The sequence below is a fragment of the Nocardia sp. NPDC003183 genome (assembly GCF_053590715.1).
In genome coordinates, this window is the sequence record NZ_JBSFTG010000001.1 from 700,923 (window position 1) to 726,125 (window position 25,203).

The following is a 25,203-nucleotide window of genomic DNA, read 5'->3' on the forward strand; positions in this document are numbered from 1 at the left end:
GATTCGTCAGAGTCATGATGCGGTCGCTGCCGCTTGTTCGAGCAATCGAGCCAGTCGGGCGGCCACCTCGGCGACGTGCGGGGACTGGATCAACGTCAGATGGTCACCCGGTACCTCGACGACCTCGAGATGTCCTGCCGCGTAGGCATCCCAGCCGTTGGTCGGGTCTCGGTGCAGTGTGCCCGCCCGATCATGGGCGGGACGAAGCACCTGCGGCAGCGGCAGCGCGGCGCGCAACAGGGTGATGTCGCCGTCATAGGCCTGCGGCCGGTAGGCGTCGATCGCGCGCCACCCCGCCACGAACACCTCGAACAACCGCCGGACCAGCGCACGGGATCCGGTCGGCGGCAGCACGCCCGCTTCGACGGCGGTGTCGAGGATGAAGTCGAAGACCGCATCGTCGGTGTCGAGCTCCTGCGGGATCTCGATCACCGCGGTGGCGGCGCCGCGCGCCAGCCACAGCAGTTCCCACAGGAAGAACTCGTAGAGCGCGTGTTCGGGCACCGGCATGCCGTCGCCGTGGCGCACCGTCATGGTGTCGATCAGCGCCAGGGTGCCCACCTCGTGACCGGCCTCGGACAGTTGGCGCGCCATTTCGAAGGCGACCATCCCGCCCAGTGACCAGCCGCCCAGATGATAGGGCCCCGCCGGTTGGACGCGGCGCAGTGCCGCGATGTAGTTGCTCGCCATCTCCGCGATGGATTCGGCCGGGGTGCTGCCCGTCTCGAGACCCGCGGCCTGCAGGCCGTACAGCGGCAGCCCATCGGGTAGGTGTTTGCTCAATTCGATGTAGCAGAGCACATTTCCGCCGATCGGGTGCACGAGGAACAGCGGTGTCCCGGTACCCGGTCGCAGGAGCACCAGCGGATCGACACCCGCCTCAACACGTTCGTCGAGCTGCGCGGCCAGGGCGGCGACTGTGGGGCCGGTAGCCAGGGTGGAGACCGGCAGCGACACCCCGTAGCGCTGTTCGATGGACACGATCAGGCGCATCGCGGTCAGGGAAGTACCGCCGAGAGCGAAGAAGTCGTCGTGCACGCCGATTTCGGGCAGGCCGAGTGCTTCGGCCATCAGCGCCGCCAGCCCTGATTCCGCGGGCGTGCGCGGGCGAACCCGGCCCGCCGAGGTGGCGGCGGGCAGTGCCATTGCGGCCAGGACCGCGTCGGCCCGCTTGCCGCTCGGAGTCAGTGGCATCGCGTCGAGCCAGACCAGCCGACTGGGAATCATGTAGTCCGGCAACCATTCCCGCAGTGCGGCGGCGATCTCCGCCTCGTCGGCACCGGCACGGGAGCCGACCAGGAACGCCACCAGTACGGTGTGGGCGCTGGAGGCCCCTGCGACGGTGGTGTGCGCCACCACGGCGACTTCGCTGACGCCGGGCAGCTCCGCGGTGACACGGTGCAGCGCCAGCTCGACTTCCCTCGGTTCCACCCGGTGACCGCGGATCTTGACCTGCCCACCGCGGCGACCGTCACTGATCACCTCGCCGCCGGGCAGCCGGCGACCGATATCGCCGGTCCGGTACAGCCGGCGCGGCGGTGCGAACGGGTGCGGAACGAAGGCGGCCTCGGTGAGATCGGGCCGGTGCTCGTAGCCGTCGGCGAGGGCGGCACCGCCGAGGTAGATCTCGCCGGGCACGTGGTCGGGAACCGGGCGCAGCCGGTCGTCGAGGACGAGGATCTCCACGCCGTCGATGGCGGTGCCGATCGGTGGCAGCACCGGGAACAGCGCCGGGTCGCCGGTCATCGTGTATCGGGTGGCGACATGGGTTTCGGTGGGGCCGTACTGGTTCTCCAGCAGCACTTCGGTCCCTGCCGCGCACAGCGCCCGGATCTCGTCGGTGACGCGGAGTTGCTCGCCGGAGGAGATGATCACCCGCAGCCCGCTCGGTGCCGTGCCGAGCCGGATCGCGGCCTCGGCCAGTTGCTGCAAGGCCACATAGGGCAGGAAGATCCGTTCGGTGCCGGTGCTCGTGAGTACGCGGGCCAGGGCAGGTAGATCGCGGCGCTGCTCCTCGCTCAGCACGATGAGGCGACCCCCACCGCACAGCGTCGAATAGATCTCCTGGAATGACACATCGAACGACAAGGGGGCGAATTGCGTGGTCGCCGGGGCCCGTTCGACACCGGGGAGTGTCCCGCTGGCGGTCGACAGCTGCCAGCGGATCAGATTGGCCAGCGCGCGATGCGGCATGGCCACACCCTTCGGCGTCCCGGTGGAGCCCGACGTGAACAACACGTACGCGGTGGCCTCGGGATCGCTCGCCGGCAGTTCGGCAATACTTCCGGGAGCGAGCAGTTCGTCGAGGGTGAGTCGCGAATACCGGGGTGGCACCAGAGTCTCGTGGCCGGCGCCGGTGATCACCGCGAACGGCTGTGCCTGGTCCAGCATCGCGTGCAGGCGCGAGGTCGGATAGCTGACATCGAGCGGCACGCAGGCCGCGCCCGCCTTGGCGATTCCCAGAACTGTCGCGATCTGCTCGGGTGATCGGTCTACGGCCACCGCGATGCGGTCGCCCCGGCGTGCCCCGCGCGCCACCAGTGTTGCCGCGACCCGATTGGATAGGGTGAGCAACTCCGCGTATGTCATTGCCCGACTGCCGAATTCGACGGCAATTGCATCGGGTGTGCGGGCCGCGCGGGCATCGAAGAGGTCGATCACCGTGCCAGAGGCAGGTGCGGCGACCAGCGTCTCCGGGGAGGGAGCCAGCGAGCCGAAGTCCACCGTGGCCGAGGGATCGCCGGTGAGCAGGTCGAGGACCCGCAGGTAGGTTTCACCGATGCCGACCAGCTGGTCGCGGGTGTAGGTCGCGGGATCGCCGTCGACGCGCAGTGCCAGCGTTCCGTCGAGCGGGTTGCGGATCACGTTCACCAGCAGCGCGAAGTTGGTGTCCTCGCGAATGTCGATGCCGAGCAAAGTCACGTCCAGCGCGTCCATGGCCGCGCCCGCGGCATGGAAGTGGACATAGTTGAACGCGGTGTCGACGACCACGCCTACTTCGCGCTGGATGTCGGTGAGCGGGAACCGCTTGTGCTGTGCACTGTTGCGCTCGCGCTCGAAGACACCGGTGAGCACCTCACGCCCACTGCGGCCGCTGAAGTTCAACCGCAGTGGCATCGTGTTCAGGAACAGTCCGGCCGTGCGCTCGGCATCGATGCGCTCGGGCCGCCCATGGGTGACGACGCCGGTGGTCACATCCGTGCGACCGGACAACAGGCCGACGGTGCACAGGTGCGCGGCCAGCAGGACTGCCTTGACCGGGATATGCGCGGCGGCGGCCACTTCGTCGGCGCGTGCCAGCAAATCGGCGCCGACCGCAACCGGTACCGAAACACGCGCCTGCGCCGGGCCCGCGGTCGGTGTCGCATCCACGGGGACATGGGGGCGCAGTCCGGGGACACCGATCGTGTCCGCACCGTCCAACTCCCGTGCCCAGTACTCCCGATCGGCCGGATCGTCGAGCGAATCACGCTCGGCACGAACATATTCGGCGAAGGACGGAAGCTCGGCGGGGAACTCGCCCGCGCCCCGATAGTCCGCCAGCAGCTCCGAGATCAGCGTCGCCACACTCCAGCCGTCGAGGATGGCGTGGTGGAACGCCAGCACCAGCTCGATCCGGTCGGCGAGCCGGTACACCGTGAGATCGAACAGGCCTGGCTGGTCGAAGACGTACGGGCGCAGGCGTCGTTGCTCGACATGGTCACGGATCAATGCCTCGGCCTGGTCGGTTTCGGTCGCGCGCAGGTCGACGATCGTCAACGGGGGATCGAGGTAGGCGTGCACGAGTTGCAGCGGCTCGGAGTAGCCGGCGAGCTCGAAGGAGGTGCGCAGCATCGGATGCCGGGCGACCGATCGCGACGTCGCGGCACGCAGTGCTGCCTCGTCCCACGGCATCCGCAGCGAATACCGGAAGACATCGTGGTAGAGCGAAGATTCGGCACGTTCGCGGCTGTGGAACAGCATGCCCAGCTGCAACCTGGTCAACGGGTACGCGTCCACCACATGCCGTAGGCGGGCTCGGTCGATCCCGGCCACCAGCTCGAACGGGGCGAGAGCGGTCGCGACGACAGCACCGGTGCCCGCCCGCTCGGCCAGTTCGGCGATGGTGGGGCATTCGGCGATGTCACGAGCGCTGATCACCAGCCCCCTGGCCTCGGCCCTGGCTCGCACACGCAGCAGCAGAATCGAGTCGCCACCGAGGTCGTAGAAATTGTCGAACACCGATACCGACTCGCGGTCGAGCACCTCGCGCCAGATGAGCGCCAACTGTTCCTCGACCGGTGTGCGGGGTGCGGTGTGCTCGACGGTCGAGTTCTCGGCGGTGATCGCCGCGAGCGCGGCGCGGTCGGCCTTGCCGCTCGGGGTCAGCGGGATCGCGTCGACGCGAACGAACAGCGACGGAATCATGAACTCCGGCAGTGTCTTCGACAAGGCAGCACGCAGTGCTGCGGGCTCCGGTGCGGATGCCGCCACGCAGTAGGCGGCCAGATAGGTGGCGCGGTCGGGGGCGGCCCGGTCGATGACCGTGGCGGCGGTGATGCCGGGCAGTGCGGCCAGTGCGTTCTCGACCTCGCCCAGCTCGACCCGGTTGCCCCGGATCTTCACCTGCCGGTCGATGCGTCCCAGGTACTCAAGTTCACCGTCGGCGAGGCGGCGAGCCAGATCGCCGGTGCGATACATCCGCTCGCCCGGGTGGAACGGGTCGGCGACGAATTTCTCCGCCGTCAATTCCGGGCGATCGCGGTAGCCGCGCGCCAGACCGGCTCCGGCAATGCACAATTCGCCCGCGACGCCGACCGGTTGAGGCTGGTCGGACGGGCCGAGCACGTACAGGCGGGTGTTGTCGATCGGTCGGCCGATCGGTACGCGGGTCACCGTTCGGGCCGGGTCGACCGGGCAGTCGTGATAGGACACGTCCACGGTGGCCTCGGTCGGGCCGTACAGGTTGACCAGGCGTGGCGCGCGGGCACCGAGCCCGGCGAAAGTCTGATTCCACCGGTTGACCTGATGGGGGAGCAGCGCCTCACCACTGCAGAACACCGTCCGCAGACCGGCGGCCTCGTCCACCGCGGTCGGGTCGGACTCGAGCAGATCCAGGAAGGGCGTCAGCATCGACGGCACGAAATGCATGACCGTGACACCGAAGTCGGCGACGGCGGCGAGCAGTTCACGGGGATCCTTCTCACCGCCCGGCCGCAGCAGCGCCACCTGGGCACCCTCGAGCGCCCACCAGAACAGCTCCCACACCGACACGTCGAACGAGGACGGCGTCTTCTGCAGGATCACATCGGTGGGGCCCAGCGGATACTGCCGCTGCATCCAGCCGATCCGGTTGAGCACCGAATGGTGCTCGACCACCACACCTTTGGGACGACCGGTGGAGCCGGATGTGTAGATCACGTAGGCCGGGTCGGTGCCGGTCGGGGCCGGAGTCCGCGCCGGGGTGTCCGTCGACCAGTTCTCTGGCGACAGCACGAGCCCGCCGGACATCTCGGTGTCGGTCAGCACCACCTTGGCGGCACTGTCGGCCAGCAGGTAGGCGATGCGGTCGGCAGGATAGCCGGGGTCGATCGGGACATATGCGGCTCCGGCGTGCACAGCGCCCAGGATCGCGACGAGCATGTCCGGACCGCGTTCGAGCAGCACCGCGACCAGATCGCCGGCCTCGACCCCGGAATCGCGGAGCACACCGGACAGGGCGGCGGCACGGTCGGTGAGCCCGCGGTAGGTGATCGAGTCGGCGGTCGCGGTGTGGACCGCGACCGCGTCCGGCGTGCGCTCGGCCTGAGCCATGATGCGGGCGATGATGGTGGTCTGGTCCTCGTAGGGGCGCGCCGTCGCGCGAGCGCGGTCGACCAGCAGGTCGTGCTCGGCCGCCGACAACATCGGCAGCAGCGACGGATCGGTGTCGACAGCGTCGATCCCGGCGTGCAGCAACGCGATCAGATGCTCGGCGACGGACTCGATCGGGTAGTCGGCATCGAAGATGTCGGCGGCGTGATCGAGGCGGATCAGCAGCGGCCCGTTGTCATCGATCTCCGAGATCGTCCAGGCCATCGCCAGCGGGCTGTACCCCTGGGAGGGTTGCTGCACTTCCTCGAGTCCGTCGATCAAGCCCGCGGCCGAGGGCAGGCGCGGGTAGGCGACCGTCACGTCGAACAGCTGTCTCGCCGGGTTGCCGAGGCGGCGCAGCTCACCCATGAGATCGCCGAGCGGATAACGCTCGTGCTGCTTCATGCGGCGCACATCGGCTTTTACCGCGGACACCAATTCGCGCACGGTGCGAGGGCCCGCTGTCCGGATGGACAGTGGCAGCGTGTTGGCGAAGTGACCGATCGTGGCCTGCTCGGTGGGGTTGGCGCGATTACCGAACGGGATACCGATGGCGACCTCGTCGGTGCGCAGGACACGCGACAGGTAGAGGCCGAGCATCGCACAGAAATACGGGTACAGCGACAGCCCTGATTCGCGAATCCGGTTGACCAGCAAGCGATCCAGCGTGAACTCGTACGCCGTGACCGGTGCCAGCCCCTCGGTGGCGCGGGGCCGGTCGAACAGTGCGGGGGTGCTGGTGGTCAGCGCGGCGACCAGAGCGTCGCGGTCGAGCAGGTACTGATCGCTTGCCCGATAATCACGTTCGAACGGCAGGCATCCCAGAAACGACGATCCCGGTAGCTCGATCGGATTCCCGGTCATCGTCGTGGCGTAGTCGGTGAGGATCTGAGCGCCGATATGGAACAGCCCGGTCGCGTCGGCGGCGACGTGGTGGGTGGTCAAGACCAGGTAGGAGGCCTCCGCGCCGACGCGGATGATGTGCGCCCGGAAGGGCACCGCCCCGGTGAGGTCGATCGCCGAACCGGTGAGCACCTCGATCCGGCGCTGCGCCTCGGCATGTGGATCGGGGGCAGCACCGACGTCGATGACCTGGACCTCCGGCATCGGGTCGGACGAGAGCTCCTGGTAGGGAACACCGTCGAGGACGCGGTACCGCAGCCGCAGACCGTCGTTGCGCGCCCAGGTCCGCTCGATCGCGGCGACCATCACGTCGACGTCGACGGCGAGGGAGAAGCGGCCGACCACGTTGGAGAGGTAGCTGGGCAGACCGGGAAAATGTTCCACGATCGTCCAGATGTCGCGCTGATAGGCAGTCAGTGGATGGCGCATGGAAACGGACATGGATATACCCCTGAGGTGAAGAGCTGAAATGTGCTCGATCGCGCGGCGCTGCAGCGATCCGAATTCCGTCCGGTGGCGGTCTTCGCCCGGCTGATCGGGCGATTCACGAGTGGTCCGTGCGCCCAAACGGCGCTCGTTTCACTGTGTCATTCGGGTTGGTCGATAGCCAATGTTGTTGTGCGGTAACGGAAGTCACTTATCGCGGAAATGGACCGGCGGAACGCCGGATTGTCCGGATATTTGGTCCTGTGAGACGAATACGGAGCCGAAGAATTGCACCGGGAGCCAAACCGCCGCGCAGGCGATCGGTCAGTTCTCACGCACGGCGATGTGACGATGGACTCGTCGCAGGAACGGCGGTGCCCACCAGTTCGCGGCGCCCAGCAGGCGCATGAAGGCAGGTACCAACACGCCCCGGACGACGGTCGCGTCCATCAGCACCGCCAGCGTCAAGCCCACGCCCATCAGCTTGGTGAACGCGACCTGTGAAAAGGCCAGCCCCACACAGACAATCGCCATCAGCGCGGCGGCCGCGGTGACGATGCGGCCGGTGCGCTCCAGTCCGTACGCGACCGCGTCGGCTGTCACACCGCGCGTCCGGTACTCCTCGGCAATCCGTGACAGCAGGAACACCTCGTAGTCCATCGACAATCCGAAGGCCAAGCAGAAGACGAGCACCGGTACGGGCGCGGCCAGATAGCCGATCTCGGTGAAATCGCCGACCAGCCATTTCAGATGCCCGTCCTGGAAGATGTAGACCATCGCACCGAAGGTCGCCGACAAGCTCAACGTGTTGAGCAGCACCGCCTTCAACGGGATCACCACGCTGCCGGTGAACGCGAACAGCAACACCAGCATCGCGACCACGATGAGTGCGACCACCAGCGGCAGGCGCCCTGCCAATCCGGATTTGGTATCGGTGTTCTCGGCCGTGGCGCCGCCGACCAGCAGTGGCGCGGGCGAATCGGTCCGCCGGATGTCATCGAGCAGGGTTTCGGCTGCCGGCGAATACGGGTCGACGTCGGGGATCACCGTCAGATGTGCGCCCTCGGGCCCGGACTGGCCACGGACCAGCCGCACATGCGAGAGGTGCTGTATGCGTTGTGTCAGCTGGGCCAGTTCGTCCGCGCTGATCGGTCCGTCGACGACCACATCGAATCGGCCCGCCGAGGTCGCCGGGAATTCGGCGCGCAGCACGTCACCGACCTGACGGCTCTCCACCGTCACCGGTAATGCTCGGTCGTCGGTCAGTCCCAATCGCAACCCGGCGAACGGGACGCCGAGCAAGACCACCACCAGCAGCGCGGCACCACCGAATACCCAGGGGCGCGCGGTGACTCGCCGTGCGGTGCGATACCAGAAACCGTTCTCGGGCCGCATCGGTGCTGGGTCGGCTCGCCCGCGCAGCCGCCGTAGGCCTCGACGCAGGTCGAGTGAGTCGATGCGGTGCCCGAACAACATGAGCAGGGCAGGCAGCAAGGTCACGGTCGCGAGCGCGGCCAAGAGTGTCACCGACAGGCAGGCCGCGGCCAGTGAACGCAGGAACGGCATCGGGAACAGCAGCATCGCCAGCATCGCGATGACGATCGTGGCGGCCGAGAACAGCACCGTGCGCCCGGCGGTCAGCACGGTCACCCGCACCGCGGTCGGTACGTCGCGACCACCGTGGCGCTCTTCTCTGAATCGGCTGACCAGGAACAGGCTGTAGTCGATGCCGAGACCGAGTCCGAGCACCGTGGTCAGGTTCAGCGCATAGCTGGAAACCTGGGTGATCTCGGTGAGCAGACGCAGGATTCCGAAGGTGCCGATGATCGACACCACGCCGAGTACCAGCGGCAGCCCCGCGGCGATCAGACTGCCGAAGATCAGCACCAACAGCACCAGCAGGATCGGAATCGTCACCGCCTCACTGACTTTCATGTCATGCGACAGTTGTTCGGTGACATCGTGATAGCTCACCGCGGCGCCACCCAGCCGCAGGTGGAGCTCGCCGTAGTCCCGATCCCGGTAGCTGTCGATCAGCCTGGACACCACGGTGTCCACCACGATCTCGTCACCGGGAACATCCACGGCGACCAGTGCCTTGCCGCGATCGGTAGTGCGAAGGAACTCTGGCGATCCGGTGGACCAGTACGAGCTCACCGAACGCACACCGGATACCGCGGCCAGCTCGGTGGTCAGCCGTAGACCGGTGGCGGCGACCGCGGGTGTATCGACGGTTCCTCCTGCGGCCGGAACATCGACCAGCACAATGACATTCGGTGTTCCTGTGGTGTACTCGTCCGCCAAGATCCGCGCGGCGCGCGCGGATTCGGCGTCCGCGTTCCAGAACCCGCCGCCGGACAATCGCTGCTGCAGCGAGACGCCACCCGCACCCGCGAGAACGAGCAACAGCGTGATCACCGCGATCACGGTCTTCGGTCGACCAACAGCTGTCCGCGCGAGTACTCGCACCGTCCCTCATCTCATCGCGGGCCCCGCACGTGCACTCCGGCGCCGACTTCATCGCGACGGCCATCACTACCGCCGCGACCCCGGGCATGGAGGGGGCGGCGCCGGTGCCATCCCGCGACCCGGGTCGAAGCAAGTATCGATGCGGCGAACAGCCCCTGTCACTGCATCCTCCGGAGAATTTCCGCCGGAGAACTTGTCGTAGCGACAGGATTTCTGAGCTGGAGTCGACCGGCCCGCCGCTGTCAGTCGAGCACGTGCGAGCGGATGCCGGCTGCCCACTGCACGTATTCGACGTTCGTGCCGTCCGGGTGGCGCGCGTACACCACCCGACCTGTCGCCGAGACAATCGGTCCGCCGGTGATTTCGCCGCCGATGTCGGTGACGAACTGCCTCGCCGCGTCGAGGTCGTCCACGATCACCGGTCCGATGGTGTCGCGGTATGCGCTGACCGCGTCTTGCGGCCCGGCGATGACAAGGCCTACGCCCGACTCTTTGTCACCGACCTCGAGCAAGCGCTAGTTGCATCGGTCGGTCGACGGCATCAGCTACAAGATGCTCACCCAGACGCTACGTGGGTTGGAAGCCGACGGAATCGTCGCCCGCTACGACCACCACTCCGCCAACCCCCGCGTCGACTATTCGCTCACCGCGGCCGGGATCGACCTGCTCACGACCGTGCACGAACTGTGTGGCTGGGCGCGCACGCACCTGGAATCACTGCTCGCCGCCCATCCCACCGCGGACCCTCGCTGACCGATCACTGTGCACCCCGAACCACGGCTCAAGCCGGGACGTACTCGGCTGCCACGTCGAGAATCCAGGTGACATCGAAGCGATCGCTCAGCATCCCGAAGGCGGGCGCCCACTGAGCTGGGCCGAATGCCTCGATCACCGTCGCGCCCTCGGCGAGGCGTTCCCACAGCGCGCCGACCTCCTCGACGGTCTCGCCGCGCACCGAAAGGAAGAACCGCTCCTCGGTGATGGTGGTGCCGTTGTCGCGGCGGGTGGTGGGCGTGGCCGCAGCGGCAGGGGAGTCGTGGCCGGGCACGTCGTAGGCCATGACCCGGAATCCGTTGTCGGCAATGACCTGACCGAAGACCACCTTGGCGGCGTCGGGCAGTTCGGTCGGCATGCCGAAGTCGGCGTAGGTGGCGAGGGTCAGCCGGCCACCGAATACCGACTGGTAGAACTCCAGGGCCGCACGGGCCTGGCCGTGGAAATTCAGGTGGGCAACAATATTGACCGTCATGTCTGATCAGTGTCCCTTCGAGTGGTGTGCGCCGCCGGGGGGCGACGAATTCCACACTGTCACCGGTAGCGGACAGGGAATGTCCGCTACTCCTGGCAATCTGGAACCATGCCGACATCGACTTCGACGGCGACTTCTCGCCGCCTGCTCTCGCTGCTGTCTTTGCTGCAGGTCCGCAGGGACTGGCCAGGAGCTCTATTGGCCGAGCGGCTCGACGTCAGCGCGCGCACGGTGCGCCGCGACGTCGACCGTCTGCGCGAGCTCGGCTATCCCATCCAGGCGATCAAGGGCCCCGAGGGCGGTTACCGGCTGGAGGCAGGCAGTGAACTACCGCCGCTGTTGTTCGACGACGAGCAAGCCGTCGCGCTCGCGGTGGCGTTGCGCATCGCGGTCGGGACCGGGGCGGGCATCGAAGAAGGCGCCGCGCGAGCCCTCGCCACCGTGCGACAGGTCCTACCGGCGAGGTTGCGGGCGCGAGTCGACGCGCTCGAGCTCGCCGCGAGCGGTGCCGATATCCAAGTCGACACCCGAATTCTGGTGGAACTGAGCACCGCGATTCGATCCGCGGCGGAGGTGCGCTTCGACTATCAGGGGTCTGCACACACAACCGAGTTGCGCGCGCCGCGCCGCGTCCAACCCCATCATCTCGTGGTTCGGAACGGGCGTTGGTACCTGATCGGCTGGGATCCCGAGCGCGCGGGCTGGCGGAGCTTTCGCGTCGATCGGATGAGTTTGCGCATCCCCCACGGCCCGCGCTTCGCAGCTCGGGAGTTACCAGGTGGAGACGTCGTCACGTTTCTCTCCGCGCGGTTCAAAGGCTCTGAGAGCGACGATGTCTGGCCGTGCAACGGTGAGGTAATCCTCGATCTTCCCGCCACCCGGGTCGCTCCGTTCGCCGGTGAAGCAGTCGTGGAGGCGCTGGGCGAGGGGCGCACCAGGCTGTCGATGGGTTCGTGGTCCTGGGCGGCGCTCGCCGCGGCACTGGCGCGTTTCGACACCGACATCGAGGTCATCGGCCCCCCAGCGCTACGCGATGCCTTCGCGGCGCTGTCCCGGCGCGCCGAGCGGGCCGCGCGGGCGCCGTCGGTGTGATCAGGCCGCCGAAGTAGTGGGTGCGAGATCTTAGGATGGCGCGTGGGCCCGCGATGGTGGGTGCCGTCGAGATGAGGAGCCGGTTGTGTCGGACACGTTTGTCGTTGCTGCTCGAATTCCCATGGAGCGACAGGCATTCGAGCAGTGGTTGGCGACACCGGCGCCGGGGCCGGAGACCATCGAGAATCACGGCGCGATGTATGACGGGTGGTTCTGGGACGGCAAGGCGCCGGATTGGCGGCAGGCCGAGGAGGGGATCACGCCTCGGGAGTACTTCGCCGACTGCTTCGGGGAGGACACCGGCGGGCTGACCTATGTACTGAGGTATCGGGCCGGAGCGCTCGAGGCGTATTTGATGCACTTCGGTTTTTGCGAGTCGAACATCTATACCGCGCTGGTGATGCTCGCCGCAGCGGGGCGGTTGAGCTCTGACATGGCACCGAGCGCGGTGTTGTTCTGGGCCGAAACCAGCGGGTCGATGTTCGCGGCGGATTCGGGTGGGTGGCTGGCGACGCTGTTGGTGGGTCTCGACCGGGCGCGGTTCGCCGCCGATTTCGATCTCACGGCGACGATCGCGGAGTTGCGTCCGGCTGAGGCGAGCTATTTCGATCTACTCGTCCGGTTGGCAGAGGTGCAGGAATCGGTCGGTGCCGACAGTGAGTCGAGTTTTGCCGCGATCGCCCGTGATCCGCGGTATGTGGATGCTGCGGTCCTCGCCGAGATCTGAACGGGGAGCGGTGCTGGACCCGGACGTTTGACTGTGTCCGGGTCACCCGTCGCAACCGGCGAACGTTCAGCACGACAACGGTCGTGCTTTATGCAGACGCTGCGTCGTATGCGGCGATAACGTCTGCGGAGATCCGTCCGCGAGTCGACACCGGGTGGCCGTTGTTGCCGGCCCACGCACGAATGGCGGTGAGATCATTGCGTCGAATCGGTGTGCTCGCCGCGGTTTTCGCGGAGAGTCGACCGGTGGAAGTCTTGGTGCGGCCGATTCGGCGGGCGTAGGGAAGCCACTGGTCGAACGTTTCGCGCAGTTTGGTGGCGTTGGTCTCGGACAGGTCGATTTCGTAGGCGACTCCGTCGATTCCGAATGTGACGGTCTCGTCGGCTTCGGATGTGCCGTCGAAGTCGTCGATAAGGCTGACAATGATTTTGCGCGCCATGGGAATCCTTCTCATTCGGGTGCGGAGGTGTCCCCGGATCGTAGTAGCCGAATGCGGGTCGAGTGCGCCTAGTGCCAGTGCACAGGCAGCAGAAGGGCGCGAAGCGCAGCGTCGACGGTCAGGTGTCCTTCGCGATCAGGAGCGAGCCGGTGGCGTGGACGACAGTGAGGTGTTGAATCGTCGGCTCGCCGGGACGAGCGCCCGCGAAGGCGGCATCGACGGCGGGGTGGATGCGTTCGTCGAAGGCGCGAGCGCAATGCGCCTCGGACTCCCACACGTCGATATAGCGCAGTCCGCCGTCGTCGCGACGCACGCACAGGTGCAGTAGCGAGCCGTCGAGTGGTTCCGGGCCCAGTCCTTCGATGATCCGGTTGTAGAGCTCCTCGCCGATAGGGACATCTTGAATGTAGGCGTAGACCATGGCCGGATCCCTTCTGAATTCACCCGAATAGGTATCGGATGAATATTGGTAGAATAGGCGCCGATGAGCGAGAACGTCAAGGCAGACAAGCGTCGATACAACGCCCCTCGGCGCGCCGCGCAGGCCGCGGATACGCGTCACGCGATCCTCGCGGCGGCGCGAGCGCTGTTCGTGGAGCGGGGCTATGCCGCCACCACGGTGGCTGAGATCGCCACGCACGCAGGTGTCTCCGTGGACACGGTCTACGCATCGATCGGACGCAAGCCGGTATTGCTCCGAGAGTTGGTCGAGACTGCTCTGTCCGGGACCGATCGTGCGATTCCGGCTCGGCAGCGCGAGTACGTGCGGGCAATCCGAGAGGCGAACGGGGCCGAGGACAAGATCGCGATCTATGCCGACGCGCTGGTCATCATTCAGCAACGCCTCGCGCCGATCTTCCTGGCGCTACGCGAGGCGGCGACGACCGACGCGTCGTGCGCGCGCGTATGGGCCGAGATCAGCGAGCGCCGCGCAGCGAACATGCGTGAATTCGCTGCAGACCTGCGCAGTACAGGGCAGTTGCGCGAGGATCTGTCCGACGACGAGGTCGCCGACATCATCTGGAGCATGAACGCCACCGAGTACTGGGTACTGCTCGTAGGCGAACGCCATTGGACGGCAGAGCGTTTCCGTGACTGGCTGGCCGATGCCTGGATCCGACTGCTCCTGCGCGATCGGCAGGTCGCGCGGTAGCGCCGCACAGGAAAGCACCCTTGTCACCGGTCCGAACCTGCGTGTTCCGGGCCGGTAACGTGCTGTGGTCGCTATCGTGCAGGGCGTAGGCAAGGCTCGAACGGGAGTGAGTGCCGTGAACCAAATGACCAGGTCGCACGATCCGGAACTGCTGACGCTGCCGACATTCGGCAGCTTCTTGCGGTGGTTGCGTGACGAACGCCGAATGTCACGCGAGCGACTGGCCGTGTCGGCAGGAGTCAGCGCCAGCTATGTCACCCACCTGGAATGGGGTGACCGGGATCATCCAGCGCGTGCGGTCGTCGAATCCTTGGTCGACTGCCTGGGTCGAGCCCGTGCGTTGACGATGACCGAGCGACGGCACCTGTTCGACCTGGCAGGGCTGCCGATCACGTCGACTCCCACGGTTGAGCAATTGCGCGCCCGAATCAGCGACGACGCGCTTCGTATACTCGAAGCGCAGCGCGGCGGAGTGGCGGGATATTTCGACGCCCGCGGCAATATCCTGGCGCTCAACAGCGCCGCACAGTCGATGTTGCCCGGGCTGCGCGTCGGGGAAAATGGGCTGCACTGGTTGTTCGGGAACGAGATTGCCCGGCAGGTCTTCGTGGACTGGGACACCGTCGCACAGGCGACGGTGAGCGGATTACGTGGCCGAATCGGCACTTTCGGTCACGCCGACTGGCCAGAGCAGCTTCTCGACGAGCTCGGTGCCTACCCGGAGTTCTGCTCGATATGGAACGCCGGCGAAGTGACGTTCACCTCGGAGCTGCCGCCGATCCGACTCCGCGAATCAGGGGCGCCACGACCGGTCAGTCTCTTCGTTCAGGTGTTCGACGTCGATGTCGTGGATTATCCGGGCTGGTTGCGCGCCTTTGTCGGGATTCGCCGCGACCTTCCGATGGCGAGGGTATCGAACGTGTAGCGGACCGATCTTTGCCGACCACCGTCGAGGCCCGATGCTCCGGTCGTCGACCTCGACGTGCGGCGCCTTCTCAGGATTTTGTTCTGTCCAGTGGTTGTACTGGATGGGGCTACCACGTTTGACCCGCGTTCAGCTCACATATCGGTGTCGATTGCCCGAATTCCGCGTCGTGGCATCACCGGGTCGTATAGTTCACACCACTGAAAGAATCCCGGACCAGGCCTCGTGTCGGCTTGATTGCGCGACAGAGCTGCACCGGGTTCGGTAGTGAATTCCGTGCGCCGGTGGGTCGTTGGCCGATCACAGGGGAACAAATGAATTCCACGCGAAGATACCACCGACATCGGGTCGGCTGATGAGCAGCAGATCCGATGCCGCGATGCCGACCGGTCGGAGATTCCATTTCGGTGGGGCCGTGGGGGCGTTGGTATTGGTGTGGTTGTCGCTGACGCCGTCACTGCTGCCCAGAGGACCGCTGTTCCAAGGAATCGTCACCGGTGCCGCCGCTGCCTTCGGCTACGGACTCGGCATCGCGGTCGCGGCCCTGATCCGGTGGATGCTGCAACGACAGCGTGGGCCCGCGCCGTCGGTGGCGCGGTGGGCGTTGGGCATCGTGGCCTGCCTCGGATCGGTCGCGGTGCTGGTCTGGTACGCCGATTGGCAAAGTGATCTGCGTTCGCTCATGGGCGTGAGCGGACTTGCCTGGCACGCCTATCCGATCATCGTGGTGATCGCCGCCGTCGTGTTCGCGGTATTGATCGCGATAGCGCGGTTGTGCTGGGCGCTGTCGCGAGGGGTCGGTGGGCTGTTGGCGCGGGTGATGCCGCCGCGCGTCGCGGCGGTGCTCGGCGGTGTGGTGGTGGTCGCACTGGCTGTCGCCGCGGTCAACGGGGTGGTCGCGGACGTGGCGATGTCGATGCTCAACGAGACATTCAAGGCCGTGAACGACGAGAGCTCGCCCGATACCGAGGAGCCCGTTATCGCGGAGCGGTCCGGTGGTCCCGGCTCGCTGGTGAGCTGGGACTCGCTGGGCAGGCAGGGTCGAATCTTCGTGTCCAACGGTCCCACCGCGAGTGAACTGACCGCGTTCAGCGCAAAGCCCGCGCGCGAGCCGATTCGCGTCTACACCGGCCTCGATTCCGCGGAGAGCATCAGAGCCGAAGCAGATCTCGCGGTTGCCGAGTTGCGTCGGGCCGGTGGATTCGAACGAGCGGTCCTCGGTGTCGCGACCACCACCGGAACCGGGTGGATCAACGAGTCGACTGCCTCGGCGTTGGAGTATCTGGCCAACGGTGACAGTGCGTTGGTGAGTATGCAGTACTCCTACCTACCGAGTTGGCTGTCCTTCGTCGTCGACCAGGAACGAGCTCGACAGGCCGGACAAGCGCTGTTCGAGGCGGTGCACGCCGAGTGGGACCTCTTGCCGGTCGATCGTCGGCCGAAGCTGGTGGTTTTCGGGGAGAGCCTCGGATCTTTCGGCGGCGAGGCGGCGTTCTCCGGTATCCAGGACATGGCGGCCCGTACCGATGGCGTCCTGTTCGTCGGTCCTACCGCCACCAACCCGGTGTGGCGCGATGCCACCGCACGACGAGACCCGGGTTCCCCGCAGTGGCTGCCGATCTACCGGGACGGGCACACGGTGCGATTCGTCGCTGACACGCCGGATCTCGCCCGTCCCGGCGCCGTGTGGATCGCACCCAAGGTGGTCTATCTCCAGCACGCCTCGGACCCGATCACCTGGTGGACACCGCGACTGCTGTTCCAGAAACCTGACTGGCTCACCGAGGAACGCGGTCGCGATGTCCTGCCGAGCACCCGCTGGATCCCGGTGGTGACGTTTCTGCAGGTGTCGGCGGACATGGCAGTCGCGGTCGATGTGCCGGACGGGCACGGCCACACCTTCCAAGCCGACATCGCCGATGCCTGGGCCGCGATCCTGTCACCGGCCGACTGGACCGTCGCCGACACCGAGCGTTTACGAGAGATCCTGCGTGGCGCCGAGTGAACGCCACCCCGTCGAAAGGAGGACTCTGATGAACGACGCCGCCGGAAAGCGGTCCCTGCTGAGTCGCGTGTCACCAACCCAATGGGTCGCCATCGGGTTGAGCATCTTCGCCGTCGTGTTCGTGTTGGAGAACAGAGGAAAGGTCACTGTCGAGATCCTGTTGATCACGGTCAGTTCCCCGATGTGGCTGATCCTGTTGGCGATGTTCGTCGTCGGCTGGATCGCCGGAGTTCTCACCACCCGTCGCGCCCGCAAATGAATGCTCGGCCGGTCGCCGGTGCCGCGGTCGGCTCGGCTATCGAACCGTGTCCGCGGCCTCCGCGATGGTGTCGGCGACGGCGATCGGCTGGGAGACCAACGAGGCATGCGAGGAGCTGATCTCGCGGGTGGTGGCCGCGGCACGTCCAGCCATGAACCGTTGTGCGGCTGCGGGGATGACGCGGTCCTCACCCGAGATCAGGTACCAGTTGGGTGTGCTCGCCCACGAGGGTGAGCCGGAGGGCTCCAAATTGGCGTTCAGTGCCGCCGAGTGCTGATGGGCATACATGTTCGCGGCGGTCTCGGCGCTGACGTCTTGGGCGAAGATGTCGCGAAAATACGGTTCCTCGATGTAGCCGTCGACATTCTTGCCCGCGATCCCGGTGGGGTCGTCCACGACCCGTACCTGCAGTGCGGGTGGGAGCAGTTGGCTGCCGGGGAACCGGATGGGGTCGATCAGTCCCAGCACGAACTCACCCTGTGCCGGGGCGAATGCCGCGATGTAGACGTTGGCCTTGACCTTGGGGTCGTGGGTGTTGGTGATGACCGACCCGCCGTAGGAGTGCCCGACAAGCACAACCGGGCCGTCGATGGAGTCGAGCACGCCCTGCAGCGCGTGCGCGTCGTTGCGCGGCCCGCGCAGCGGGTTGTCCACTGCGACAACACGATAGCCGCGTCCGCGTAGCTCGGCGGCGACTCCATCCCAGCTGGTGGCGTCGGCGAAGGCGCCGTGCACCAGAACCACGGTGGGTTCGCCCGGGTCGGCGGTCGCGAGTGCGGGGACGAAGGGGCCGAGCGCGACAATCGCCGCTGCCACGACGCTCAGCATCCGGCGCCGGCGCGGATTCGCAACGTTGGTCGACGAGGACATGATCAGTTCACCCTTACTTTCGATCGAACGGGTCCAGGCTTCGTAGTTCACCGGCACCGTGAGACGCGGGTGCCTCACCCGGATGAACCTGGCGGCATCGCGGGCGTCCATCGTGTTCCTCACCGGCCCGGTGAGACCGAACCGGATCGCACTCGGATACAGCAGCACGACGTCGACAACGAGTCGGCGGGCCACTTGCTCGAGTCCCGAAAATACACTGAGTGATCCGACATCCCGACCGCGACATGCGATCGGACCAGCCGCTGGATCGCGAATCGATGGTTCGTGCCCATAAGAAGTCGGCTGAGCGGTGGCCCAGGTCCGCTTGTTCGGACCGCAGCGGCGCTGAGTTCTCCTGATCGAAGGAAGACGCGCGCATGTCGGTGGTCGTTTCTACAATTTCGGCGTGACGCTCACCCTCGCCGACCTCGTCGGCTATACCGATCGTGGCCTCGACGCCGATCTCGCCCGCTGGTTCGGTGACGGCGAATCTGTCGTCGTCTCCGCCGGAACTCGTTCGGTGGAACCGTTTCTCGAACGATTGCCCGCGGTCGGCGCTGCCGCACTCGCGGCCTTCGACCGCCGGGTCCGTTCCGGTCGGCTGCCGCAGTTTCTCGACATCTTCGACTGGTCCTACGCTTTCGACTTCGCCGGCAACGGCTGCGGAATTCTCGATGCGGACTACACGACCGAACTGACCGACGAGGACGTGTTCTCCCTCGGGGCCGACGGCGGCGGCAACCTCTACGTCGTGCTCACCACCGGTCAGGTCGCGGTGTGGTTTCACGAGGAAGAGGTTCTCGAGGGCGGGACCCGCTTCGACAACCTCGACGTCTTCCTCTGGTCGTATGTGCGCTACCGCGCGGTGCGCGCGGGCAAGCTCGCCCTGTCGGAGGTGGAGGCCGACTTCGCGGCGCTCGGCCAGGACGGCGCGCTCGCCGAGGATCTCGGGTTGCTGAGTCTGATGGAACCCATGCGCTGAGCACCGCAGGTCATCCCGAGCCGGTTGTCGTGACAGATGTCATGTCGCATCCATGAGGGTGTCATCGGAAAAGGTGTTGGCGCGCACTGGTTTCCGACCTTCGCGGCGACGAACGTTGGAGCTGTTCCTCGCACAACACCTTTTCGCGCAACCGCTTGGAGAGCACGATGATTCAGCCCGAATCCCACCGCGACGTCGACGAGTCCGCCGCCTCGCGTGTATCGACGGCCGACCCTGCACAGCGGCTGGTCGACCAACTCGGCGGCACCACGGGAATGATCTACACGGCGATACCGGTCATTGCGTTCGTCGTGGCGAATGCGCTGGTGGCACTACCTATTGCCATCGGGTCCGCCGTCGCCGTCGCGGTGGTGATCATGGGATGTCGGATCGTTCGCGGTGAGCCGGTCGTCCAGGCGAGCGGCGGGCTCGTCGGAGTCGTCGTCGCCGGTGGCGTCGCCGCGTGGACCGGCTCGGCGGGCGGATTCTTCCTGGTCGGCATCTGGGCCAGTCTGGCCGGCGCCGTTGTCGCACTCGTCTCGCTGCTGGCACGCCGACCACTGACCGGCGTGCTGTGGAACATGCTGCACGGCAACGAGTTCGCCTGGCGGCAGGACCGCCCGTCCCTGCGCGGGCACGATATCGCCACCCTCGCCCTCGCCGCGGTGTTCGCGGCACGCTACTTCGTTCAGGGCTGGCTCTACGACATCGACGCAGCCGGTTGGCTGGCCACCGCCAAGATCGTCATGGGAACACCGCTGCTGGCGCTGGCGCTAGTGGTCGTCGTCTGGGCGTTTCGTCGCTCGACCCAGCGACTGCTCGAGTGAGCGACGCGACTCCTCGTGCAGGATCGCGAGCAGTTCTTCCTCCAGCGCGACGAATTCGGGGGCGGTGATCATGGACAACCCGCGCGGGCGCGGCAGGTCGATGCGCAGTTCGCGGCGCACGGTGGCCGGCCGCGCCGACAGCACGATCACACGGTCCGACAGGTAGACCGCCTCACGGACATCGTGGGTGATCATCAGGACCATCCACCGGTAGCGCTGCCAGACCTCCTGCAACCACGACTGCATCTCGGTGCGAGTCAGGGAGTCGAGCGCACCGAAAGGTTCGTCGAGCAACAGCAACTCGCGCTCCTGGACGACGGTGCGCAGCAGTGCCGCCCGCTGTCGCATCCCGCCCGACAGCTGAGACGGGCGGGCGTCCTCGAAACCGGACAGGCCGAATATCGGGAACAGTTCGCGCGCGCGGCGCCTGGCCTCTGTTTTCGGGACACCCTGCACACGCAAACCGAGAATGGTGTTGTCGAGGACGGTTCGCCACGGGAACAGCAGGTCTTTCTGCGGCATATAGGCGCAGTGCGACGCGGTGTCTTCGCCGTCGGCCGTGTGGAAGCCGACGCTGCCGGAGTCGGGGGATTCGAGTCCGGCCAGCATGTTGAACACCGTGCTCTTGCCGCAGCCGCTGGGGCCGATGACCGTGACGAACTCGCCCGATCGGACCGCGAACGACACCCCGCCCAACACCTCGAGGCCAGGGCTGCCACGACCGGGCTGGGGGAACGACTTGGTGAGTCGGTCGACGACGATCCGGTCGCCTTCGGTGTCAGTCACGCCGGCTCCTGTTCTCCGCGCGCGCCCACGGCGCGACGAGGCGCTCGACCGCGAACGTCGTCAGGTAGAGCGCGATACTCAGCAGCGCGGTCACCAAGACCGCCGCCAGCACCAGATCGGTGCGGAACGAATTCTTCTGCAGGCTCATATAGATGCCGAGACCGACACTGGCGCCGACATATTCGGCGAACACCGCACCGACTACCGCGTAGGTGATCGCGATCCGCAACGAGGTGAAGAACCGCGGCAGCGCGGATGGCAGCCGCACATACCGGAACTCCTGCACACGGGAGGCGCCCATACTGCGCAGCAGCGCGCCCGCGTCACGGTCGGCCGCGGCGAACCCTTCGATCAGGCCGATGGCCATCGGGAAGAAGGTGACCAGTGCGACCACCAGGATCTTCGGCAGGAGGCCGAACCCGAACCAGATGATCATCAACGGTGCGATCGCGACGATCGGCACGGTCTGCGACGCCACGAACAACGGCACCAACGCGCGTCGCAGCCAGGGTGAGAAGTCGACGATCACCGCCAGTACCCATGCCGCGCTCAGCGAGACCGCGAAACCGATCAGCGTCACCTGCAAGGTGGCGGCCGCGTGAGTGGCTATCGCGTCGCGATGCGCCCAGCCCTGCTCGACCACCCGCACCGGCGAGGGCAGCACCTGCGGACGCACACCGCTGGTGATGACATAGATCTGCCACACGGCCACGAGGACCGCCACCGTGACGATCGATGGCACCGCCCACCGGATCCCGGCCCAGCGACCGGGCCGGTCGCCGGACAGGACTTGCGCGTCTACGGACCCGTCACGGGTTGGCAAGGTAGTCATCGGTGAAATATGTCGACCAGTCGGGCTCGGTGGTCAGTGGTTTACCGTCGGGCCCGTTGAGCAGGCCACTGCGGTACAGGAATCGCGAATTCGCCGACCACTGCTCCACGGTCTGAGTGCCGACTCGCCCGTTCGGGTCCTTCATGAACTGGTCGGCCAGCATGCGCTGACTGTCGAAGACCAGCTTCTCGTCGTTGAACGCGCCCGGGTTGGCGTCGATGAGGTCCTGGGCGGCGGCGTCCGGGTTGTCCGCGGCGAACTGGTAGCCGCGTTGCAGGGCCTGGACGAACTTCTTCGCGCGGTCGGGGTTCTCGGCGAGCCAGCCTTCGTTGGCGTCGATCACGATGGCGTAGGAGTCGGGGAATCCGAAATCGGTGTAGCGGAAGTACTTCATCGGGGTGCCGTGGTGTTCGGCCTCGATGCCCTCCCACGCCAGATACGAGACGGTGAAGTCCGCTTTCCCGGAGTAGACGGCCTCGTATGCCGACGATCCCAGCATGACGGAGGTGAATTCGCCGGTGCCGCCGTCGTTGCGGATGACCTGTGCGAGTGACTCCTTCTCACCCGGGTCACCGAAACCGGCGTAGGTCTTGCCGTCCAGATTCTTCGGGCTTGCGAGGTCGGCACGGTCGGCGCGCACGCCGATCCCGGTCGCCCAGTGCTGCAGGGGTGCGAGCACCGACTGGATGCGCGCACCCGAGGCGCGGGCGAACGTCGACGAATTGTGGGTACTGATCCCGAATTCCGCATTCCCCGCATCGACCACCGTGTCGACCGAGGTGTTGTTGTAGGGCAGCACCTGCACATCCAGACCGGCGTCGGCGAAGTAGCCGCGCTGCAAGGCGACATACAACCCGGAGTGGTTGGTGTTGGGCGTCCAGTCCAGCGCGAAGCGGATGGTCTGGTCGGAGCCACCGCCCGAACCGCAGGCGGTGACCAGCGACAGGGTCGCGACGGTGGTTGCCATGACCGCGAGTGCGCGGCGCAGCCGCCCGCTCATCCGGCAGGCCAGGGCTGCGGGTGCAGGGCGGTGTCCCAGAACATCAGCTCGTAGCGCACGGCGAGGATGAATGCCTTCTCCATCGCCGCCCGCTCACGCTCGCTCGCCGACTCGGCGGCGGCGTCGACCAGCGATCGCGCCGTGGCCGCGGCCTGCTGGAACTCTTCCGCGCCGTAGGTGGTGACCCACTGGGCATACGGGTGGGCGGCGTCGGCGGCGATCACCTTCGCGGCACTCTCGGCCAGGCCTCGTCCCACGTCGGCGTAGATCCAGAAGCAGGGCAGCGCGGCCGCCGCCGCGACCGCGTAGGACTCGGTCGCCGCGGCGGCGATCAGGTAGGAGACGTAGGCCAGGCAGGTCTGGGAATGCTCCGGCTCGCCCTGCCGCGGGGGCAGCGCTCCGCCGCTGAGCATCTGGTCGTGCATGGCCGACTCGACAGCCGCGGCGTTCGCGGACGAGGTGGCCCAGAAGGCCGCGGTCTGCGGGTCCGGTGACTTGGCGGCGAGAATCGCCAGCGCCTTCGAATACCCGGTCAGATACAGCGAATCCTGCTCGATGTAGGTCCGGAACACCTCGAGCGGCAAGGTGCCCTCGCCGAGGTGCCGCAGGAATTCCAGCTCATCGATCGCGCTCCGCAGGACCTTGGTGCGGTCCCAGAGGTGATCGGTGAACAGGCCGGTATCTGTGGTGTGGGCGTGCAACACCGTGACATCCCTTCGTCAGCATTACCTGAACAGGTTCAGCGGGTCTGTTCTCAGCCTCGCGGTCGCGAGACACCCCGTGTCAGAACTCGACCGACACTAGCAGCGACCGCCGACACGCGGGCCGGGCCCGGTTCGCCGTGTAGCCCCGGTCACGGTGGTAGGTGTTCGGCGGCGAACCGGCACCCAGTAACTTGCCTGCCAAGGAGTTCGTCTTCTGCACCCATCGAATCGCCGAACGAAGAGAGCTGATCAATGTCGACCTCTACCGCGCGTGCACACATCGGTGTCACCGGCCTGGCAGTGATGGGCAGCAACATCGCCCGCAACTTCGCCAAGCACGGCTACACCGTCGCGCTGCACAACCGTTCCGTGGCCAAGACCGACGCACTGCTCGCCGAGCACGGCGGTGACGGCGATTTCGTCCGCACCGAGACCGTGGAGGAGTTCGTCGCGGCGCTGGAGAAGCCGCGACGGGTGCTGATCATGGTCAAGGCGGGCGAGGCGACCGACACCGTCATCGAGGAGCTGGCTGCCGTGATGGAGCCGGGCGACATCATCATCGACGGTGGCAACGCCCTCTACACCGACACGATTCGCCGCGAGGCCGCCATGGCCGAACGTGGCCTCAATTTCGTCGGGGCAGGCATCTCGGGTGGTGAGGAAGGCGCGCTCAACGGTCCCGCGATCATGCCGGGCGGGCCCAAGGAATCCTACGAATCGCTCGGCCCGCTGCTCGAGTCGATCGCGGCGCAGGTCGACGGCACGCCGTGCTGCACCCACATCGGCCCCGACGGTTCCGGACACTTCGTCAAGATGGTGCACAACGGCATCGAATACGCCGATATGCAGCTGATCGGTGAGGCGTACCACCTGTTCCGTGACGCGCTCGGTTTCGACGCCGGGCAGATCGCGGACGTGTTCACACAGTGGAACTCCGGGGACCTGGAGAGCTATCTGGTGGAGATCACCGCGCAGGTGCTCGCGCAGGTCGATGCGAAGACCGGCAAGCCGCTGGTCGACGTCATCGTCGACGCCGCCGAGCAGAAGGGCACCGGCCGCTGGACGGTCAAGTCCGCGCTCGATCTCGGTGTGCCGGTGACCGGCATCGCGGAGGCGGTCTTCGCCAGGGCGCTGTCGGGTTCGCGTGCCCAGCGCAAAGCCGCGGTGGGTCTCGCCTCGGGCACGCTCGCCGACAAGCCCACCGATGTCGAGCAGTTCACCGAGGACATCCGGCAGGCGCTGTACGCGTCCAAGGTCGTCGCCTACGCACAGGGCTTCGACCAGATCGCCGCGGGCAGCGCCGAGTACAGCTGGGATCTGCACCCCGGCGATCTGGCGACGATCTGGCGCGGCGGCTGCATCATCCGGGCTCGGTTCCTGAACCGGATCAAGGAAGCCTATGAGCAGGACCCCGCCCTGCCGAGCCTGATCCTCGCGCCGTACTTCCGCGAGGCCATCGAGACCGCGATCGACAGCTGGCGGCGCGTGGTATCCACCGCCACCCTGCTCGGAATCCCGGTCCCGGCGTTCGCGTCCTCGCTGTCGTACTACGACGCACTGCGCGCAGAGCGCCTGCCCGCCGCGCTGACCCAGGGCCAGCGTGACTTCTTCGGCGCACATACCTACGAGCGCATCGACGCCGACGGCAAGTTCCACACTCTGTGGAGCGGTGACCGCAGCGAGGTCGTCGCGGGCTGAGCTCTGACTGCCGGTGTGCTGAATC

The 25,203-nt window shown here is 66.6% G+C and carries 21 protein-coding genes, 1 pseudogene and 1 riboswitch; of the genes and pseudogenes, 11 read left to right on the forward strand and 11 right to left on the reverse strand.

The window, feature by feature from the left end; translation table 11 throughout:
• Positions 1–12 precede the first annotated feature (12 nt).
• The 3 genes from ACWDXS_RS03150 to ACWDXS_RS03160 form a co-directional block, all read right to left on the reverse strand.
• On the reverse strand, positions 13–7,176 hold the full coding sequence (locus ACWDXS_RS03150; protein ID WP_449961421.1) for an amino acid adenylation domain-containing protein: 7,164 nt from the start codon (positions 7,174–7,176) through the stop codon (positions 13–15).
• Positions 7,177–7,485: 309 nt separating this feature from the next.
• The gene (locus ACWDXS_RS03155) at positions 7,486–9,579 is read right to left on the reverse strand and encodes an MMPL family transporter (protein WP_449961424.1); all 2,094 of its coding nucleotides are present in this window, start codon (positions 9,577–9,579) and stop codon (positions 7,486–7,488) included.
• 293 nt (positions 9,580–9,872) lie between these two features.
• Positions 9,873–10,043 (reverse strand): VOC family protein, encoded by a 171-nt coding sequence (locus tag ACWDXS_RS03160; protein ID WP_379318691.1) that lies wholly within the window; start codon positions 10,041–10,043, stop codon positions 9,873–9,875.
• 106 nt (positions 10,044–10,149) lie between these two features.
• On the opposite strand from ACWDXS_RS03160, the gene ACWDXS_RS03165 reads away from it, so the two are divergent.
• Positions 10,150–10,383 (forward strand): winged helix-turn-helix transcriptional regulator, encoded by a 234-nt coding sequence (locus tag ACWDXS_RS03165; RefSeq protein WP_449961428.1) that lies wholly within the window; start codon positions 10,150–10,152, stop codon positions 10,381–10,383.
• Positions 10,384–10,411: 28 nt separating this feature from the next.
• Here ACWDXS_RS03165 and ACWDXS_RS03170 read toward each other — a convergent pair whose 3' ends face one another.
• Positions 10,412–10,879: a VOC family protein gene (locus ACWDXS_RS03170; RefSeq protein ID WP_449961430.1), complete on the reverse strand. Its 468-nt coding sequence runs from the start codon at positions 10,877–10,879 to the stop codon at positions 10,412–10,414.
• Between the two features lie 108 nt (positions 10,880–10,987).
• On the opposite strand from ACWDXS_RS03170, the gene ACWDXS_RS03175 reads away from it, so the two are divergent.
• Together ACWDXS_RS03175 and ACWDXS_RS03180 are read left to right on the forward strand one after the other, a co-directional pair.
• The gene (locus tag ACWDXS_RS03175; RefSeq protein WP_387448356.1) at positions 10,988–11,971 is read left to right on the forward strand and encodes a helix-turn-helix transcriptional regulator; all 984 of its coding nucleotides are present in this window, start codon (positions 10,988–10,990) and stop codon (positions 11,969–11,971) included.
• A gap of 85 nt (positions 11,972–12,056) precedes the next feature.
• Positions 12,057–12,698 carry a hypothetical protein gene (locus ACWDXS_RS03180; protein WP_449961433.1) on the forward strand — a complete coding sequence of 214 codons (642 nt, stop codon included), beginning with the start codon at positions 12,057–12,059 and terminating at the stop codon, positions 12,696–12,698.
• 88 nt (positions 12,699–12,786) lie between these two features.
• On the opposite strand, the gene ACWDXS_RS03185 is transcribed toward ACWDXS_RS03180, so the two are convergent.
• Positions 12,787–13,137, reverse strand: coding sequence for a histone-like nucleoid-structuring protein Lsr2 (locus tag ACWDXS_RS03185; protein ID WP_378990390.1), 351 nt, complete (start codon positions 13,135–13,137; stop codon positions 12,787–12,789).
• A gap of 118 nt (positions 13,138–13,255) precedes the next feature.
• Positions 13,256–13,558 (reverse strand): hypothetical protein, encoded by a 303-nt coding sequence (locus ACWDXS_RS03190; protein WP_378990388.1) that lies wholly within the window; start codon positions 13,556–13,558, stop codon positions 13,256–13,258.
• A gap of 63 nt (positions 13,559–13,621) precedes the next feature.
• Here ACWDXS_RS03190 and ACWDXS_RS03195 point away from each other — a divergent pair, with 63 nt between their 5' ends.
• From ACWDXS_RS03195 to ACWDXS_RS03215, 5 genes and pseudogenes are all read left to right on the forward strand, one after another.
• Entirely contained in the window at positions 13,622–14,290 is a 669-nt protein-coding gene (locus tag ACWDXS_RS03195) for a TetR/AcrR family transcriptional regulator (RefSeq protein ID WP_387448348.1), read from the forward strand.
• A gap of 124 nt (positions 14,291–14,414) precedes the next feature.
• A pseudogene (locus tag ACWDXS_RS03200) lies at positions 14,415–14,621 on the forward strand (helix-turn-helix domain-containing protein); the annotation flags it as partial.
• Positions 14,622–14,636: 15 nt separating this feature from the next.
• Positions 14,637–15,215 (forward strand): MmyB family transcriptional regulator, encoded by a 579-nt coding sequence (locus ACWDXS_RS03205; protein ID WP_378990432.1) that lies wholly within the window; start codon positions 14,637–14,639, stop codon positions 15,213–15,215.
• 355 nt (positions 15,216–15,570) lie between these two features.
• Positions 15,571–17,220, forward strand: coding sequence for an alpha/beta hydrolase (locus ACWDXS_RS03210; protein ID WP_449961438.1), 1,650 nt, complete (start codon positions 15,571–15,573; stop codon positions 17,218–17,220).
• A 28-nt stretch (positions 17,221–17,248) separates the two neighbouring features.
• Positions 17,249–17,479 carry a LapA family protein gene (locus tag ACWDXS_RS03215; protein WP_378990384.1) on the forward strand — a complete coding sequence of 77 codons (231 nt, stop codon included), beginning with the start codon at positions 17,249–17,251 and terminating at the stop codon, positions 17,477–17,479.
• A 36-nt stretch (positions 17,480–17,515) separates the two neighbouring features.
• Here the strand turns inward: ACWDXS_RS03215 and ACWDXS_RS03220 are convergent, their stop codons facing one another.
• Positions 17,516–18,349 (reverse strand): alpha/beta hydrolase, encoded by an 834-nt coding sequence (locus ACWDXS_RS03220; RefSeq protein WP_449963389.1) that lies wholly within the window; start codon positions 18,347–18,349, stop codon positions 17,516–17,518.
• A 406-nt stretch (positions 18,350–18,755) separates the two neighbouring features.
• On the opposite strand from ACWDXS_RS03220, the gene ACWDXS_RS03225 reads away from it, so the two are divergent.
• Positions 18,756–19,331 carry a hypothetical protein gene (locus tag ACWDXS_RS03225; RefSeq protein ID WP_449961442.1) on the forward strand — a complete coding sequence of 192 codons (576 nt, stop codon included), beginning with the start codon at positions 18,756–18,758 and terminating at the stop codon, positions 19,329–19,331.
• Between the two features lie 167 nt (positions 19,332–19,498).
• On the forward strand, positions 19,499–20,158 hold the full coding sequence (locus tag ACWDXS_RS03230) for a DUF3159 domain-containing protein (RefSeq protein ID WP_378990382.1): 660 nt from the start codon (positions 19,499–19,501) through the stop codon (positions 20,156–20,158).
• On the opposite strand, the gene ACWDXS_RS03235 is transcribed toward ACWDXS_RS03230, so the two are convergent.
• From ACWDXS_RS03235 to ACWDXS_RS03250, 4 genes are all read right to left on the reverse strand, one after another.
• Positions 20,105–20,944: an ABC transporter ATP-binding protein gene (locus ACWDXS_RS03235; protein ID WP_378990381.1), complete on the reverse strand. Its 840-nt coding sequence runs from the start codon at positions 20,942–20,944 to the stop codon at positions 20,105–20,107. The genes ACWDXS_RS03230 and ACWDXS_RS03235 overlap by 54 nt on opposite strands.
• A complete protein-coding gene (locus ACWDXS_RS03240) occupies positions 20,937–21,776 on the reverse strand; it encodes an ABC transporter permease (RefSeq protein WP_449961446.1) in 840 nt (279 codons plus the stop codon). Before ACWDXS_RS03240 ends, ACWDXS_RS03235 begins: the two co-directional genes overlap by 8 nt.
• Positions 21,754–22,776: an ABC transporter substrate-binding protein gene (locus tag ACWDXS_RS03245; RefSeq protein WP_378628503.1), complete on the reverse strand. Its 1,023-nt coding sequence runs from the start codon at positions 22,774–22,776 to the stop codon at positions 21,754–21,756. Before ACWDXS_RS03245 ends, ACWDXS_RS03240 begins: the two co-directional genes overlap by 23 nt.
• Complete coding sequence (locus ACWDXS_RS03250) at positions 22,773–23,480, reverse strand: TenA family protein (protein WP_387448334.1); 708 nt, start codon at positions 23,478–23,480, stop codon at positions 22,773–22,775. The genes ACWDXS_RS03245 and ACWDXS_RS03250 overlap by 4 nt, the downstream gene beginning before the upstream one ends.
• Positions 23,471–23,567, reverse strand: a riboswitch (TPP riboswitch). It overlaps the preceding gene by 10 nt.
• Positions 23,568–23,732: 165 nt before the next feature.
• Here ACWDXS_RS03250 and gndA point away from each other — a divergent pair.
• Positions 23,733–25,178 (forward strand): NADP-dependent phosphogluconate dehydrogenase, encoded by a 1,446-nt coding sequence (gene gndA / locus ACWDXS_RS03255; RefSeq protein ID WP_449961451.1) that lies wholly within the window; start codon positions 23,733–23,735, stop codon positions 25,176–25,178.
• The last annotated feature ends 25 nt before the right edge of the window (positions 25,179–25,203 follow it).